At 66.6% G+C, this 16,641-nt stretch carries 12 protein-coding genes; 3 read left to right on the forward strand and 9 right to left on the reverse strand.

What is annotated here, in order from left to right; all coding sequences use genetic code 11:
* The first annotated feature begins 136 nt into the window (after window positions 1–136).
* Together NJE57_RS13165 and NJE57_RS13170 are read left to right on the forward strand one after the other, a co-directional pair.
* Window positions 137–3,529: a pyruvate carboxylase gene (locus tag NJE57_RS13165; protein ID WP_319028907.1), complete on the forward strand. Its 3,393-nt coding sequence runs from the start codon at window positions 137–139 to the stop codon at window positions 3,527–3,529.
* A 138-nt stretch (window positions 3,530–3,667) separates the two neighbouring features.
* Window positions 3,668–3,988, forward strand: a complete 321-nt coding sequence (locus NJE57_RS13170; RefSeq protein ID WP_319028908.1) for a putative quinol monooxygenase — start codon at window positions 3,668–3,670, stop codon at window positions 3,986–3,988.
* Window positions 3,989–4,165: 177 nt separating this feature from the next.
* Here NJE57_RS13170 and groL read toward each other — a convergent pair whose 3' ends face one another.
* The 8 genes from groL to NJE57_RS13210 all read right to left on the reverse strand — a co-directional run bounded on the left by groL (window position 4,166) and on the right by NJE57_RS13210 (window position 13,191).
* Entirely contained in the window at window positions 4,166–5,815 is a 1,650-nt protein-coding gene (groL, locus tag NJE57_RS13175) for a chaperonin GroEL (protein WP_319028909.1), read from the reverse strand.
* A 123-nt stretch (window positions 5,816–5,938) separates the two neighbouring features.
* Window positions 5,939–6,964 (reverse strand): NAD(P)-dependent alcohol dehydrogenase, encoded by a 1,026-nt coding sequence (locus tag NJE57_RS13180; protein ID WP_319028910.1) that lies wholly within the window; start codon window positions 6,962–6,964, stop codon window positions 5,939–5,941.
* The gene (locus NJE57_RS13185; protein ID WP_319028911.1) at window positions 6,961–7,701 is read right to left on the reverse strand and encodes an iron-sulfur cluster assembly protein; all 741 of its coding nucleotides are present in this window, start codon (window positions 7,699–7,701) and stop codon (window positions 6,961–6,963) included. The genes NJE57_RS13180 and NJE57_RS13185 overlap by 4 nt, the downstream gene beginning before the upstream one ends.
* A gap of 5 nt (window positions 7,702–7,706) precedes the next feature.
* Window positions 7,707–8,747, reverse strand: coding sequence for an amidohydrolase family protein (locus NJE57_RS13190; RefSeq protein ID WP_319028912.1), 1,041 nt, complete (start codon window positions 8,745–8,747; stop codon window positions 7,707–7,709).
* Between the two features lie 125 nt (window positions 8,748–8,872).
* Complete coding sequence (gene mimD / locus NJE57_RS13195) at window positions 8,873–9,226, reverse strand: propane 2-monooxygenase effector subunit MimD (protein WP_319028913.1); 354 nt, start codon at window positions 9,224–9,226, stop codon at window positions 8,873–8,875.
* The gene (locus NJE57_RS13200; protein WP_319028914.1) at window positions 9,223–10,335 is read right to left on the reverse strand and encodes an aromatic/alkene monooxygenase hydroxylase subunit beta; all 1,113 of its coding nucleotides are present in this window, start codon (window positions 10,333–10,335) and stop codon (window positions 9,223–9,225) included. Before NJE57_RS13200 ends, mimD begins: the two co-directional genes overlap by 4 nt.
* A gap of 23 nt (window positions 10,336–10,358) precedes the next feature.
* Entirely contained in the window at window positions 10,359–11,420 is a 1,062-nt protein-coding gene (locus tag NJE57_RS13205; RefSeq protein WP_319028915.1) for a 2Fe-2S iron-sulfur cluster-binding protein, read from the reverse strand.
* A 136-nt stretch (window positions 11,421–11,556) separates the two neighbouring features.
* Window positions 11,557–13,191 (reverse strand): aromatic/alkene/methane monooxygenase hydroxylase/oxygenase subunit alpha, encoded by a 1,635-nt coding sequence (locus NJE57_RS13210; protein WP_319028916.1) that lies wholly within the window; start codon window positions 13,189–13,191, stop codon window positions 11,557–11,559.
* A 377-nt stretch (window positions 13,192–13,568) separates the two neighbouring features.
* On the opposite strand from NJE57_RS13210, the gene NJE57_RS13215 reads away from it, so the two are divergent.
* The gene (locus tag NJE57_RS13215; RefSeq protein WP_319028917.1) at window positions 13,569–15,383 is read left to right on the forward strand and encodes a sigma-54-dependent Fis family transcriptional regulator; all 1,815 of its coding nucleotides are present in this window, start codon (window positions 13,569–13,571) and stop codon (window positions 15,381–15,383) included.
* Window positions 15,384–15,435: 52 nt separating this feature from the next.
* On the opposite strand, the gene glf is transcribed toward NJE57_RS13215, so the two are convergent.
* Complete coding sequence (gene glf / locus NJE57_RS13220; protein WP_319028918.1) at window positions 15,436–16,635, reverse strand: UDP-galactopyranose mutase; 1,200 nt, start codon at window positions 16,633–16,635, stop codon at window positions 15,436–15,438.
* Between the last annotated feature and the right edge of the window lie 6 nt (window positions 16,636–16,641).

Consider the following 16,641-nt stretch of genomic DNA (forward strand, 5'->3'; position numbering starts at 1 on the left):
TCACGGCAGCCGGGACGACACGGGCACTCCCCGCTGTCTCACTTCCGACAAGAACCGACGGGCAGCAGGTGCGAGCCCGGGCATCGGAGTAGCTTCCCGGATACTGCCGTCGGTCGACGCCGGATGAGGAGCACAGATGTTCACCAAGGTCCTGGTCGCCAATCGCGGAGAGATCGCGATCCGCGCGTTCCGTGCGGCATACGAGTTGGGCGCGGGCACGGTGGCGGTGTTCCCCTACGAGGACCGCAACTCGGTGCACCGGTTGAAGGCGGACGAGTCGTATCAGATCGGCGAGATCGGCCATCCCGTCCGGGCGTACCTCTCGGTGGAGGAGATCGTCCGAACCGCTCGTCACGCGGGCGCGGACGCGGTGTACCCCGGCTACGGCTTCCTGTCCGAGAACCCGGATCTCGCGGCGGCGTGTGAGGACGCGGGGATCACCTTCATCGGACCGCGTACGGGGGTACTGGAGCTGGTGGGTGACAAATCCCGGGCGGTCGCCGCCGCACATGAGGCCGGCCTGCCCGTACTGGCGTCCTCGCCACCGTCGACCGATCCCGGGGAGTTGCTGAGGGCCGCGGCGGAGATGACGTTCCCCCTCTTCGTCAAAGCCGTCGCCGGTGGTGGCGGCCGGGGAATGCGCCGCGTCGAGCGGGAAGAGGATCTCGCGGAGGCGATCAGTGCAGCGGCGCGGGAGGCGGAGTCCGCGTTCGGCGATCCGACGGTGTTCCTCGAGCAGGCGGTGATCGATCCACGGCACATCGAGGTCCAGATCCTGGCTGACGCCCGGGGGGATGTGGTGCACCTCTACGAGCGGGACTGCAGTCTTCAGCGGCGGCACCAGAAGGTCGTGGAACTGGCGCCGGCCCCCAACCTGGCGACGGAGTTGCGCGACCGGATGTGCTCGGACGCCGTGGCCTTCGCCCGCCACATCGGTTACTCGTGTGCGGGAACGGTGGAATTCCTCGTCGATGAGCTCGGCCGGCATGTGTTCATCGAGATGAATCCGCGCATCCAGGTCGAGCACACGGTGACCGAGGAAATCACCGACGTCGACCTGGTGGGGGCGCAGCTGCGGATCGCCGCCGGGGAGACGCTCGAGGACCTCGGGCTGAGCCAGGAGCGGATCACTATCCGCGGGACCGCACTGCAGTGCCGCATCACAACCGAGGACCCCGGAAACGGTTTCCGTCCCGGCACCGGCCGGATCACGGCCTACCGTTCCCCCGGCGGGGCCGGGGTGAGACTCGACGGCGGGGCCACACTCGGTGCCGAGGTGACCGGCCATTTCGACTCGATGCTGGTCAAACTCACCTGCCGCGGCCCCGAGCTCGAGGTCGCGATGGCCAGGGCGCGGCGGGCACTCGCCGAGTTCCGGATCCGCGGCGTGGCCACCAACGTGTCGTTCCTCCAGGCGGTACTGGACGATCCCGACTTCCGGGCAGGCCTTGCGACCACCTCCTTCATCGAGGAGCGCCCGCAGTTGTTGAGAGCGCGCCCCTCAGCCGATCGTGGCACCCGGATCCTCACCTACCTCGCGGACGTGACGGTGAACAAGCCCCATGGCGAGCGCCCGGCGTCGGTTTACCCGCGGGACAAGTTGCCCGACCTCGGTCGTGGTGAGGGGGCCGTTCCGCCGGAGGGGTCGCGGCAGCGGTTGCTCACCCTGGGCCCCGATGGGTTCGCGGCCGATCTGCGGGCACGTCCGCAACTGGGGGTGACCGACACGACGTTCCGCGACGCGCACCAGTCACTCCTGGCGACCCGCCTGCGCACCAACGACCTGCTGACCGTGGCACCTCACGTGGCCGTCCTGACACCGCAGCTGCTGTCGGTGGAGTGCTGGGGAGGGGCGACCTATGACGTGGCCCTGCGGTTTCTCAAGGAGGACCCGTGGGAGCGGTTGGCGCAGCTTCGCGAGGCGATTCCCAACATCTGTCTCCAGATGCTGCTCCGGGGCGCCAACACGGTCGGCTACACCCCCTATCCCGACGAGGTGACCACCTCGTTCGTCGCGGAGGCCACCGAGGTGGGTGTGGACATCTTCCGGGTCTTCGACGCCCTGAACAACGTGGACGCGATGCGCCCGGCCATCGAAGCGGTCCGCGAGACCGGATCCGCCGTCGCCGAGGTGGCGATGAGCTACACCGGCGACCTGTCCGACCCGACCGAGCAGCTGTACACCCTCGACTACTACCTGCGCCTCGCCGAGCAGATCGTCCGCGCCGGGGCACACGTGCTGGCCATCAAGGACATGGCCGGACTACTCCGGGCGCCGGCCGCATCCCGCCTGGTCGGCGCCCTGCGCTCCGAGTTCGACCTGCCGATCCACGTCCACACCCACGACACCCCGGGAGGCCAGCTCGCCACCTACCTGGCCGCGTGGGAGGCCGGCGCGGACGCCGTCGACGGGGCGAGCGCCGCGCTCGCGGGAACGACGAGCCAACCCGCGCTGTCGGCGATCGTGGCCGCGACCGCGCACACCGACCGCGACACCGGACTCGATCTGGGCTCGGTGTGTGCCCTGGAGCCCTACTGGGAGGCCGTGCGCAAGGTGTACGCACCGTTCGAATCCGGGATCCCCGCGCCGACCGGTCGCGTCTACACTCACGAGATCCCCGGTGGCCAGCTGTCCAATCTGCGACAGCAGGCCATCTCGATGGGGCTCGCCGACCGGTTCGAGGCGATCGAGGACGCCTACGCCGACGCCGACCGGATGCTCGGGCGCCTGATCAAGGTCACCCCGTCGTCCAAGGTGGTCGGCGACCTCGCCCTCACCCTGGTCGGCCGCGGGATCACCACCGAGGAGTTCGAGGTCGACCCGACCGGTTACGACATCCCCGATTCGGTCATCGGGTTCCTCAACGGGGAACTGGGCGAGCCCGCCGGTGGATGGCCCGAGCCACTGCGCGGCAACGCGCTCCAGGGCCGGCCGACCCCACGACCGGCCGTGCCGCTCAGCGATGCCGAGCACATCGCTCTGACCACCCCCGGGAGAGCCCGGCAGCAGACGTTGAACCGCCTGCTGTTCCCCGAGCCGACCGAGCAGTTCAACGACCACCGCGACCGCTACGGCGACACCTCCAGGCTGTCGTCGAATCAATTCTTCTACGGACTGCGCAACGGCGACGAGCACCGCGTCCAGCTCGAACCCGGGGTCGAGCTCCTCATCGGCCTGGAGGCCATCGGAGAACCCGACGACCACGGTTACCGCACCGTCATGTGCATCCTCAACGGTCAGATCCGCCCCGTGCAGGTCCGCGACCGGTCCGTGAGCGTCGACGTCCCCGCCGTCGAGAAGGCCGAGAGCGGCAACGATCGTCATGTCGCGGCTCCCTTCGCCGGAGTCGTCACCATCACCGTCGACCTCGGTGACGTGGTCGAACCGGGAGCGGCCATCGCGAACATCGAGGCGATGAAGATGGAGGCCGCGATCACCACCCCCCGGGGTGGCACCGTCACACGGATCGCCGTCGCCGGAGTGACCCAGGTGGAGGCGGGAGATCTGATCCTCGTGCTCGACGGGTGAGCGGTGCCGGCGACGACCCCGGACCGTCTCGATCTGCGACTGGGGGCGGGTCCCAGCGAGGGCAGCATGGACTTCCGGGCCGTGCTCACAACTCATACGGCCCGCCGTCGGACCTCCACTCCCACGCAAGGGGCCACCATGATCTGGATCAACGTGAAATTCACCGTCAAACCCGAGTTCGTCGACCGCTGGCTCGACGCGACCCGGGAGTACACCGAGGCGACCCGGGCCGAAACCGGGAATCTGTGGTTCTTCTGGACGAGGTCCGTCGACCGCGATGACACGTTCCTCCTGTGCGAGGGATTCGCCGACGACGGCGCCGCAGCCCACGTCAACTCCGACCACTTCACCGCGGGCATCGCGACCATGAGGCCGATGCTCGTCACGACCCCCGACATCATCAGCCGTCAGGTCGACGGCGAGGGGTGGGACAAGATGGGTGAGATGCAGGTCGGGTGACACACATGAGCGGCCCGGCATCTCGATGCCGGGCCGCTCGGTGCCCCTACACCCGGCCGGGGACGCCAGTGGCCGGTCAGGCGTAGTGGATCAGCGACGCCGTGCTGGCCCCTCCGTTCCCGGTCGCGGGATGCAGGTCGTCGAGTCGGGGTTGAGTGCCTGACCGCGGCGGACCGGTCAGTAGATGTTCGACGGTCGGACCATTCCCTCGGCCAGGTCGCCGAAGCCCGGAGCCATGACCGCGCCTGGATTCGGCCCCACCTCCTCGACGATCGCGGTCTCGGTGGTGATGAGCAGTCCGGCGATGGAGGCCGCCGCCTCGACAGCCGCTCGCGTGACCTTGAGCGGGTCGACGATGCCGGCGGCGAACAGGTCCACATACTCTCCGGCCATGGCGTCGAAGCCCCTCTCGTCCGACAGCTCCCCGACCGACCTGACCACCTCGACGCCGTTGTACCCGGCGTTGTCCGCGATGAGCCTCAGCGGCTCGGACACGGCAGCGGCGACGACCTCGCGTCCGATGGCTTCATCCCCGGTGAGCTCGAGCCGCCCGAGCGCTTCCCTGGCGTGGGTGAGCGCCGCTCCGCCACCCGCGACGATCCCCTCCTCCAGCGCGGCCCTCGCGGCGGACAGCGAGTCCTCCACCCGCAGGAGGCGCTCCTTGAGCTCTACGGATGTCGCACCGCCGACCTTGATCGACGCGACCGTCCCGGACAGTCTCGACTGCCGCAGCTGCAACGAATCCTGATCGTGCTCGATCTTCGCCCGCTCGAGCTGCGACGCGATCTGGTCGATGCGCGCCTGCACCTCCGACGGATCCCCGTGGCCTCCCATGATGGTGGTGGCGTCCTCGGTGATGGTGATCCGGTCGCACCCGCCGAAATGCCGCTCGTTGATCTCCGTCAGTTCGAGACCGGAGTCCTTCGAGACGACCCGGCCTCCGAGCGCGTAGGCGAGATCCTCGAGTTCCGAGATCCGGCGGTGCCCGAAGCCCGGCGCACGTACCACGCATGACCGGAACGTCCCGTGCATGTTCCCGGACGTGAGCATCTGCAGGGCGGGGCCGTCGACGTCCTCTGCCACCAGGACCAGCGGCCGGTCGGACCGTCTCGCCGCCTCGACCACCGGCATGAGCTCCTGCACCTGGCTGATCTTCTGGTTAGTGAGCAGGATCGCCGGGTTGTCGAGGACCGCCTCCATGCGCTCGCGGTCGGTGACCATGTACGGGGAGATGTAGCCGTGGTCGAAGGAGATCCCGTCGACCATCTCGACGCTGATGCCGGAGGTGTCGGTCTCCTCGACGTCGACGACCCCGTTTCGCCCGACGAGTTCGAGCGCCCGGGCGATCGCGTTCCCGATCGCCTCGTCGTCCCCGGCTGCGAGGGTGGCGATGTGCCGGACCTCCTCGGTGCCGGACACCGCTCTCGACCGCTCGCGGAGCGCCTCCACCAGGACCGGCACCGCCTTGTCCATGCCCCGCCGGACGCGCATCGGGTTGGCCCCGCCCTCGACCGCCTTGAGGCCCGACGCGACCAGTGCCTGGGCGAGCACCGTGGCAGTGGTGGTGCCGTCACCGACCTGCCCGTTAGTCTTCATCGCCGCCTCCTTGACGAGCTGGGCCCCCATGTTGGCGAACGGCTCGGAAAACTGGATCTCCCGGGCGATGGTGACCCCGTCGTTGGTGATGGTGGGCGGCCCCGTCATCTTCTCCAGGACCGCGTTGCGCCCCTTGGGACCGAGCGTCACCTTGATCGCGTCGGCGAGTCCGTCGACGCCCGCCTTCAACCTCAGGCGCGCGTCACTGTTGAATCTGAGTTCCTTGGCCATGTCTGTCACTCCTGTGCTGTGTGTCCCGCCCGATTCGGCGAGACCGGTGTACGAACATCGGGATACCCGGGCGGGCCCGCGGGCCGGTGCCGGGAACGGGTGGAGAGCGGGCGGCGTGCAGGGTCAGGGCACGAGGATCGCCCTACCGCGCACCCGGCCGGCGACGAGATCGTCGATCGCCTGCTGGAAGTCGTCCAGTGCGTACTTCTGGGTGTGCAGTGTGACCTTGCCCTGGGCGGTGAGCGCCATCAGCTCCTTGAGGTCGTTGTAGGTCCCGACCAGGTTGCCGATGATGTTGCGTTCGGTGGAGATGAGGTCGATCGTCGGGATGACGATCTCCTCGCCGTAGCCGACTATGTAGTAGTCGCAGTTCCGCCTGGTCATGGCGAGCCCCTGAGAGGTCGCACCACCCTCCCCGACGAAGTCGATCACGGCCTCGGCGCCGGTACCGTCGGTGAGCCCGAGCACGGTCTCCACCTGGTCCCCGTCCGCCGTCACGGTCACATCGGCCCCGACCTGTTTCGCCAGCTCCAGCGCCTGCTCGTTCCTGTCGATGACGATGAGCCTCGCCGGCGACAGCGCCTTCAGACACTGGATGCCGATGTGCCCCAGCCCGCCCGCGCCGATCATCACGCAGGTGTCGCCTGCGCGCAGCTTCGCTGCCGCCTTGGCCACCACGTGATACGCCGTGAGCCCGGCATCCGCCAGGGCCGCCACGTCGGATGGCTCCAGGGAATCGTCCAGCCTCACGCACGAGCGCGCGCTGGTGAGGAGGTACTCGGCGTAGCCACCGTTCGTACTGATGCCCGGGAACGCGTCGTTCTCGCAGTGGCAGTCCTCGCCGGATCGGCATGCGCGACACAGGCCGCAGGTGATCAGCGGGTGGCAGATCACCTTGTCGCCCACGGCGACGTTGGTGACCGCGTCGCCGATCGCGTGCACCCATCCAGCGTTCTCGTGGCCGATCGTGTACGGGAGCGTGACGCCCGACTTCTCCCGCCACTGCTCCTCGAGCACGTGCAGGTCCGTCCTGCACACGCCGGCCGCGCCGATCCGCACGATCACGTCGTGGGGCCCCGTGATCTCCGGCTCGGGGATGTCGTGCATCTCCATGTCCCGGTGGTATTCGACCACCCGCACCGCTCTCATGACCGGCCCCTCGAGTCGGTGACGCGCGTACTCATGTCCCCGGCCTCGTCGTCGGAGTACCGGGTCGCCAGCAGCCCGCGACAGAAGTGCGAATTGCCCTCGATGGACACCCGCGCCGCCCGGGCGAACTTCAGCTTCATCGGGATGTCCTCGGCCGGGACGGGGCGACCTTCGTCGGTCACCATCACCGGGGCGTCGTCGGCGGTGGACAGCCCGATCGCTGCGCGCCTCTGGACCAGGGCGTCCGTCGTGCGCCCGGCCGGGAGCTGGCCGAGTCGCACCGACCCGAGGTCCGCCACCGCCAGCGAGGGTTGCGTCCTGAGCAGGCTCTGGAGGCTGCGCTCCATCGCCGCGGTGTGCGCCTTGCTCTTGAACGCCGCCCGTAGGTCGTCGAGAGAGGTCTGCGCCTCCGAACCGAACGTCCCGCGGTACCCGGCCTCGGCGGCCAGGCCCGCGTTGATCTTGTCGGAGTCGTGGTGGTCATCGAGTTCGACAACGATATGACCTATGTCGGGGACTCGTTGAAGCGCGTCCCGGGCGTCGGAGGCCATTAGGTAGGCGAAGTTGGGCGAGCAGAACGAGGTGGGGAGCCGGAGGTGGACGGCGACACCGACGTCGTCGATGTCCACCGAGCGGACGAACCCGAGATCGGTCACGGGTTCGTCCAGCTCGGGGTCCACGACGGTGTCCAGTGCGGCCATCACCTGATCTGCCAGTGATGTGATCGTGGAGGTCATGGCGATCAGGCCTCCGCACCGACGGCGACTTCTTGCTTGCCGACGTCCGCGTCCGTGCCACCGGGCACCTGGAACTGCTCAGGCACCTCGATGTCGTACATCGCGGCGGTGTTGAGACCGAGGATCCGCTTCTTGTTCTCCACGGTGATCTGCCCGTACTCCTCCACCATGTCCTCGGGGAGCTGGAAGTCCAGGAACGACTCGATGAGCCACTTCGGCTTCCACAGGGCGTAGTCGGACGAGAACTGCATCTTCTCGTCGCCGACCCAGTACAGCAGCTCCCCGATGACCTGCGCGAAGTAGCGAGGGCGAGTGTGGATGAACGGCATGACCACCGACAGGCCGGCGTGCACATTGGATTCCTGCGTCGCGATCCAGCAGAAATCCTCCAGGCGGGGTAGGCCGCAGTGCTCGACGATGAAGTTGAGTTCGGTGTAGTCCGACGCCACCTTGTCGACGTCCATGACATTGAACGCGTCCATGTCCAACGGCCGCAGAGTCGGCCCCTTGTGGACGTGGATGTTCTTGACGCCCAGCTCGATGCACTTCTCGAGGTAGCGGCGGGACCAGGGCTCGTCCAGCTTGTACCCGCGTGAATCCCCGTGCCATTCGGCGGTGTACAGCTTGACGCCCTTCAGGTCGTACTTGTCGGCGTCCTCCTCGAGTTGCGTGAGCCCCGGTTCGCCGTAGCGCGGGTCATAGGCGTGGTTGTAGGTGATGCGCTCGGAGTTCTCCTGTGCGACCCGCCAGTTCTCCTCGGTGGGGGAGAACCCTTTGTGGTAGAAATCCGAGAGCATGGTGGTCTGCAGGATCGCGTGATCGACCTGGCCTTCGTCGAAGACGTCGCGCAGCATCCTGTCCCCGCCGTAGTAGAGGAATTCCTCGTATCCCCACTTCTCCTCGCCAGGGGAGAGGTTTGAGTGATAGCCGAAGAACGTGTCGATGAACTGCTTTCCGTGGATGTTCTTCTGGTTCTCCTCACTGCCATCCCAGATATGGATATGGCTGTCGACGATGAAGTAGTTCTCTCCGTTGTGCGTGTACATGGCGTCCGGAACTCCTTGCCTGGATTGTGGAACCTCGGGGCGATCCGTGCCCGAGGGGTCGTGCCCTCCCGGGCCGCGGGGCAGGCGCCTCACGGCCCGGGGTCATCAGGGGTCGAGCGGGAGCCTCACCTGCTCTCACTGGCGGTGAGGTTGAAGCCGATGTACTCCGCGGCCGCCTCCGGACTGGCGAAGATCATCGTCTGGTCGTCCAGGTGGACCATGCGGCCGTAGTGGGTCGACGAGATCTCCTCAAAGGTCATCTCGTTGAAGTCCTCACCGAGCGCATCGGTGAGTTCCTCGTAGTCGAAGACCAGCTTCTCGCTGCCGTCCACGCGGATCATCGAGGGGTACTCGACCAATTCGACTCCGGGCTTGGCCTTCATCACCTCGGCCACGACCTGGCCCACCGGGGTGTTCATCAGCGTCACTCCGCACATGTTGGAGAAGGTGGCGTCTGAACCGAATGTCATCTCACTCATGACTGCAGCTCCTTCGGGATTTCCAGCTCGAGCTCTTCGAGCAGATTCGAGAATTTCTGGCTTGCCAACTCACAGGAGGTCGTGAACGTCACCGGCTTCTCGGCGGGCTGCGACCAGATCGGTTGAAGAGCAGTGGCCGCGGCGACCGCCTTAGGCATCCACTTGGTCAACCACTGGCCGAACAACTCCTTGTTGGCCTCGCCGTGGACCTCGTCGCGCACGAGCATGCGGAACAGTGCGCGCGTGTACTTGAGGTCCCGGTCGTAGTCGTTCTCGCCCGTGCCGACGATGGTCGGCGTGATGTAGTCGCCGTTCTGCGCGGCGATCTGCATGACCAGTTCCGAGCGGAAGAGTGATCCGACCAACTGTTCGAAGACGATGTTCGTCGCGAACAGGAGTTCACACCAGTCCTCCGTCGCCGTGAGTTCCTCGACGAGTCTGCGGGTCGGCTGCCACTCCGGGGACGACTGCCAGACCTCCTTGTGGATCTGTCCGTCGAACTCTTCGCGCTCCTCCGAGAGGTCGAGGTTGAACAGCGCCAGGTCCTGCGCGAAACGCATCTTGTGTGCCGCGTTCACCGCGACCGCGTTGTTGACCATGTTGGTCGGACCCGAGCGTTGGATAGCCGTGAACACATGGAGCGCCAGGCCGTTCTCGACGTGCATCCACGCACCGATGTTGCGTGCGACGAAGGACTTCCACGCGGTGTTCCAGCCGTCGTAGGCGTGTGCCCGCTTCGCGTTCTCGAGGCACAACTGCACCTGCCGAACCACCGCCGCGTTGTTGCGGTAGATGGTCTGTTCCCACTCCTGGTTGGGGTCGCGGAAGTCATGCCACACCTCGGACTTCGCGGCGGTCCAGTCCTTCGGGTAGCCACCGGCCCCCTCGGCGAAGCCGTAGATCCAGCCCTGTGTGAGATACCGGTCCGGGTCCGGCTGCACGTCGACGGTGACGTCCTCGTACATGGTCGCCCTGAGCTTGGCGGGCGTGAAGTAGCTGTAACTCCGGCTCTTCGAACTGGGGAACTCCAGTGAGCCGGCCTGGGCATCGGTGAACTCGATCGAGGGGTATCGATCGTCCGTCGCCGCCTTGGCAGTCGCTTCGGTCATTTCCATCACTTCCGTTTCTCTGCTCAGACGCCTTCAGACGTCATCGGGCTCGTGAACTTGTCGTAGAAGACCTGGTCGCTCGGCACCATCTGGCCTTCGAGCATTTCGGTCGCGGCATCCACCATCGGCGGCGGGCCACACATGTAGACCTCGGTGGACCGCAGAGCCGGTTCATGCCGTTCGGCGACCGAGTGGATGAACCCCTCCTCCAGGACCACGTCGTCGTATCCCCACTCCGCGGGCAGCTCGTCGGACAGTCCCACCACGAATCGGAAGTCGACGAGCCGCTTGCCGATCTCACGGATCTCGTCGAGGTAGAAGAGGTCGTCGACTCGGCGGGCGCCGTAGTAGAAGTGGACGCTGCGGTCCGAATTCGTCTCGGCGAGGTGCCGCAGGAGTGAGAGGATCGGTGCCATACCCGCGCCGCCCGCGATCCCGACGACGGGGAGCACCCGGCCCTCCTTGATGGTGCAGTTCCCGTACGGGCCGTTGAGAAGCAGTCCGGTGCCGGCCGAGATCCCGGTGTCGAGGAGCGAGGAGAAGCGGCCACCCGGGTACTTCTTGATGATGAACTCGAGATGGTCCGCACCACTCGGAGTGGTGGCCATCGAGAACGACCGTTTCTCCCCGTCCTCTCCACCCGGCACGAATACGTCCGCGTACTGCCCCGGCTTGAAGTCGAATACAGCCCCGTTCACTGGGCGCACTTTCAGCGACACCATGTCCGAGGTGAGTTCCACCACCGACAGGACCTCACAGTCGACATCCTGGATGGGTATCGAGTTGAGCAACTCCTCCTCGTCGAAGTTGAGGAGCTCGATGGTGCAGTCCTCGAACGCGTGGGCGCGACAGAGTAGGACGAATCCCTCCTCGACCTCGGTGTCGTTGCAGGCGAAGGTCGAGTACTTGTCCATCTGGATCTCGCCGTCGAGGACGAAGGACTTGCACGCCGAGCATTGACCCTCGCGACAGCCGTGCATGAGGTGGACGTTCTGCCGGAAGGCCGCGTCGAGGATGCGCTCGTCCTCCGAGACCTCGATGTCGATGTCGACAGGTTCGAAGTGGATGCGGTGTTTTTCGGGCACGATCTCGCTCCTGTTAGGTGGAGAGTCGGAATCGGGAAGAGGTGTGCATGGCGCCGTCGTCCTACGGAGTCCGGCGCCACACCCCCTCCGGGGCCGCCGCCCTCTCACCTACGGCGGCCCCGTCCTCCCTCTGGCGTCAGACGCTGATGTTCGGGTTGGCGCGGTACGCCGCGACGTGCGCCTCACGCTCGGCGTCGGACATCTGGTTGAGGAGCACGTTCGGACTCTGGAACGTGATGCCCCGGAGGTCGTCGGTGGTCCACATCTTCGCGGGATCATCGAGGTCCAGATGCGGCTGCGGGATGAGGGTCCTGCCGTCGTCCCGGACGTACCCGAGCTTCTCCACCACGTCGGCCAGATCCTCGTTGTGGTGGAGGGTCTCCCACTCGCGGTCGCCGGTGAGCCTGCCCATGTTCGGCGTCGGCCGGCCCTCGTACTCGCTGCGGAACGCCACGGAGTCGGTCCAGTGACAGGCCTCGGAGCAGTAGGTCCGCCACTGCCCGTCGACCTTGTCCACGACCATGTCCTCGCGGATCAGGGCCGGGACCATGCAGGTCCAGCAGCGGTGCGGGTACTCGTACCCGACCTCCTCGAAGGCGATCGGCTTGTTGCGGCCCGGATACTTCATCCGGTTGTAGTTCTCCCACCACTTGCCGAACCGCGAGTACCAACCCGGGTACTTCTCCTCGAACCACTCGAAGTCCGCATCCGTCATCGGATCGATCTTCCAGTAGTTCACCGGCCAGCCGGTGGCGAAGAATCGCGCCACCTCGTGGTGGTAGAACTTGTTGGTGATCCGGTTCCAGGCCTCCTCGACCAGGTCGTGCGGGATCGTGAGCCCGTACTTCTCCAGGGGGAGGAGGTAGGACCGGTAGTAGTCGTCGTAGATCCACCGACGCCACATCTCGGCGTAGGACTCACGGTTCTTGCGACGGTCCTTGGTGCCGTACTCGATGAACGTGCCGATCGCGGCGTCCACCACGCAGTGGTTGTTCCACCACGCGTAGCGCAGGTCGCGCTCCAGCAGGGGCCGGTTCCGCTCGTCGGCCAGGGCCATGAGCAGGATCGAGTAGCCGTTGGAGATGTGCCGCGACTCGTCCGACTGGACCGAGTGGAACACCGTGGGCAGCAGGTAGTCGCCGTTGGCGGCGGCCTCGTCGGGCATCGCGACGAAGAGCGTGTTGGTGAACGCGGTCTCCGCGACGACGGTCAGATAGATGTTCGCGGCCGTGATCGCGTCACCGGTGATGAAGCCCTCGCCGAACTGCCGCCCGATGGTGCCGGCGTAGTTGTTCGCGAACCCCTTCTCCGAGATGTCGAACCCCGCCGGGTCGACGTAGTGGTTCATGTAGAGCTTCTTGAGGTTCATCTGGATGGTCGAGTGACGAACCTCGTCGATCATCTGCACCGCTAGCCCGTTGTGGATCTCGGGGTTCGGGACGGCGTCGATCGCCATTGGCATCGCGCGGGCCGCGGAGATCTCCGGGAACGGGATGATCGACAGGAACAGCTTCTGCCATTCGAGCCAGCGGGGCTGGACCTGGCGGAACATGTTGCCACGGATGGCGCCGTCCATAGCGCCGTAGACCCGGTTGTCCTTCTCCTCCTCCATCGGGAAGTAGGACCGCATGATCTGCTTCAGCGGGTCCTTCTTCGGTGCCTTCTCGAAGGTGTAGTCGGTACCGAAACGTGTCGCGGGTGTCGCGAAGGTCGGTTCCCACGTCAGCTCGCTGATCTTGTTGTGGGCCTTGGTCAGACTCTGTCTGCTCATTGCCGTTCGCCTCCTGGTGGGTTGGCATCTGGAATGGTGCGGCCGGGCCGGGGCGTCCAACCGGTTCGACCAATCCGGGCGTGAGCTCTGCCCGTGGTCCGAGTACAGCCGAGCGTGGAAGTGATTTATGTCTCACACTGAGAACGGCCTCCGAATGGCCGCCACACTGGTGTCTCATCTTGAGACGCGCACCAGAAAAGCCCTGTAGCTGCGCATTCGTCGGCAAGAGGATTGTCCGGAACCGCTCGGGAGGCCGTACTGTGAGTGACGTACCCCACACATCGTGGGTTCCGATTCGCCCGGCGGTGTGACCGCCTTGATCGCGTTGCCCAGCGACGAGGGCGCGGCGGAACCGATCCGGTGAGGAGCACGAAGGAATGGCGAGAAATCTGGGACACCAGCACGTGGACGCGCAGCTGGAGTACGCGGAAATGGATCTCCACTCCGGCACGCCCGGCCCCGAGGAGCAGTTCCCCCTCGTCCGGGGGCCGATCGCGGATTCCTGGCGGCGGAGTCAGCTACTCGGCGTCGATCGATCCGAGATCGAGCCGCGGTCCTCCGACATCTCCTGCCACGACGACCAGGTCCTGCGATGCGTCAACGCGGTGCTCACCCGCAACGCCCAGCGACTGGCCAATGAGCCGGTCACGATCATCTTCGCCGCGCCGGACGGGTCGATCATCCAGCGCTTCTGTGGCGATTCCAGCCTGGCCCGGCAACTGGACTCGGTCCACCTCGCGCCCGGGAGCGGCTACGACGAGGAGACGATGGGGACGAACGGCATCGGGACAGCCGTGGAGACCGCGAGCCCCATGCTGGTCCACGGCAGTGAGCACTACAACGACAAGCTGGCGGTCTTCACCTGCGCCGGCCAACCCGTCTTCCACCCGCTCACCGGGTCACTCGTCGGGGTGGTCGACATCACCTGCTACGCAGACGACGCCACGGGGCTGCTCATGACCACGGCCGGAGCGTTGGCCGACCAGATCGAACAGTCACTCCTCGATGCGGCCAGCCCCGGCGAGACCCAATTGCTGCGCGAGTACCTGGGAGCGTGCCGGCACACCTCCAACCCCGTGATCGCCCAGAGCGAGGAGGTGGTGATGATGAACCGGCACGCCCAGCAGCTGCTGACGCCGGAGGATCGGGCGTCGCTGTTGATCCACTCCGCCGACTTCACCGGCGACTCGCTCCAGGAGTCGGTCGTCGCCGATCTTCCCAGTGGCCTGTCCGCACGACTGACCTACAAGCCCTCCACGCTGAACGGCAGGGTGGTAGGCGGGATCGTCCGCGTCCGCCTGGGTCAGTCGGCCGCCCACGAGGCGCCGGCCGGTCGCCATCGGCCACTGCGCGGCCTGGTCGGGACGTCGCCGGAGTGGCTTCGTGCGTCCGAGTCGCTCCTCGGACACGCCCGCCGGGGGACCTCGGTGATCGTGACCGGCGAACCGAGTGTCGGCCGGACCACCATGACGCGCGCGGTCCACGCCACCGCTTTCCCTGGCGAGCGGCTGGCCGTCATCGACTGTGACGACTCCGGCGACGTCGAGGCCTTCATCGCGGAACTCGAAGCCGAACTCGACGGCCGCGGCTCGCTTCTCCTGCGGCGGATCGACAGGCTCGACGAGCAGGCGATCAGCGCTGTGTCGGAACTCCTCGTGGAACACCGGTCCGTGCCTACCGGCTCCGGCCCGGCCTGGATAGTGGCCACGCGCGCGAGCGGGTGCGACGACACGGGGATCGACTCTGCCGTTCTCCCGAACTTCGACGTCACCGTCTCCCTGCCGCCTCTGCGCCACCGGCCGGAGGACATCACCAAGCTGGCGATCCACCTGCTGCGCCGGCTCGACCGCGAGGGACGGGTCCGGTTCGACGACGCCGCTCTGCGCCACCTGTCGCGACTTCCGTGGCACGGCAATCTCGCCCAACTGCAGGGCGTCGTCCGGGACTGCGTGCAGACCAAGCGCTCCGGACTGATATGCATCGATGATCTGCCCGCCCAGTGCGACTCCTCCATCCGCCGCTCACTGACGCCGATCGAGGCGATCCAGAGGGACGCGATCGTCGATGCGCTCCGGATCCACAGCGGCCGCAAGCTCGCCGCCGCCAATCATCTGGGCATCTCCCGGGCGACCATTTACCGGAAGATCCGCGAGTTCGGCATCTCCGTCCGCAACCGCACCCCCGAGGCGTAGCCACCGCTCCCGGGGGCCATCCCTCACCGAGCGTCCTCAGGCCTCGAGCAGCTCACTCGCCGAGCGGCGCCCCGTCGCGCAGGTGCGGGGCCAGCGTGTTGTCGAACATCGTCAGCGCCGACGCGATGGCCATGTGCATGTCCAGGTACTGGTAGGTGCCCAGACGGCCGCCGAAGATCACGCGGTTCTCCGCGGTCTCGGCCTTGGCGCGCTCGCGGTAGACGGCCAGCCGCTCACGGTCGGTGGACTCGTTGATCGGGTAGTACGGCTCGTCCTCGCGCTCGGCGAAGCGGCTGAACTCGCGCATGATCACGGTCTTGTCGGTGGGGTAGTTCGTGCGCTCGGGGTGGAAGTGCCGGAACTCGTGGATGCGGGTGTAGTCGTACTCCGCGTCGTTGTAGTTCATCACCGGGGTGCCCTGGAAGTCGCCGGTGGGCAGGACCTCGGTCTCGAAGTCCAGTGTGCGCCACCCCAGTTCACCGTCGGAGTAGTCGAAATACCGGTCGAGCGGGCCGGTGTAGACCACGGGCGCGTCGGGGCTGGCGGCGCGGACGGCCTCGCGGACGTCGAACCAGTCGGTGTCCAGGACCACGTCGATCCGCTCGTCCGCCGCCATGTTCTCGAGCCACGCGGTGTAGCCGTCGACGGGCAGGCCCTCGTGGGTGTCGTTGAAGTAGCGGTTGTCGAAGGTATACCGCACGGGCAGGCGGGTGATGTTCCCGGCGGGCAGGTTCTTGGGGTCGGTCTGCCACTGCTTGGCGGTGTAGTCCTTGATGAACGCCTCGTACAGCGGCCGGCCGATCAGCGAGATGGCCTTCTCCTCGAAGTTGGCCGCGTCCTCGGCCGAGAACTCCGCGGCCTGCTCGGCGATGAGCGCGCGGGCCTCGTCGGGCGAGTAGTAGCGGCCGAAGAACTGGTTGATCAGGCCCAGACCCATCGGGAACTGGTAGGCCGTGCCCTTGTGCATCGCGAACACGCGGTGCTGGTAGCCGGTGAAGTCGGTGAAGCGGTTGACGTACTCCCACACCCGCTCGTTGGAGGTGTGGAACAGGTGGGCGCCGTACTTGTGGATCTCGATGCCGGTCTCGGGCTCGGGCTCGGAGTAGGCGTTGCCGCCGATGTGGTGCCGACGGTCGAGCACCAGCACCCGCTTGCCGAGTTCCGACGCCGCCCGCTCGGCGACCGTCAGGCCGAAGAAACCGGACCCCACCACGATGAGGTCGTAGGTCCCCCACTGCCGCTCGCCTGCCATCACTGG

It is taken from the genome of Dietzia sp. PP-33, from assembly GCF_033790845.1.
Classification (GTDB): Bacteria; Actinomycetota; Actinomycetes; order Mycobacteriales; family Mycobacteriaceae; genus Dietzia.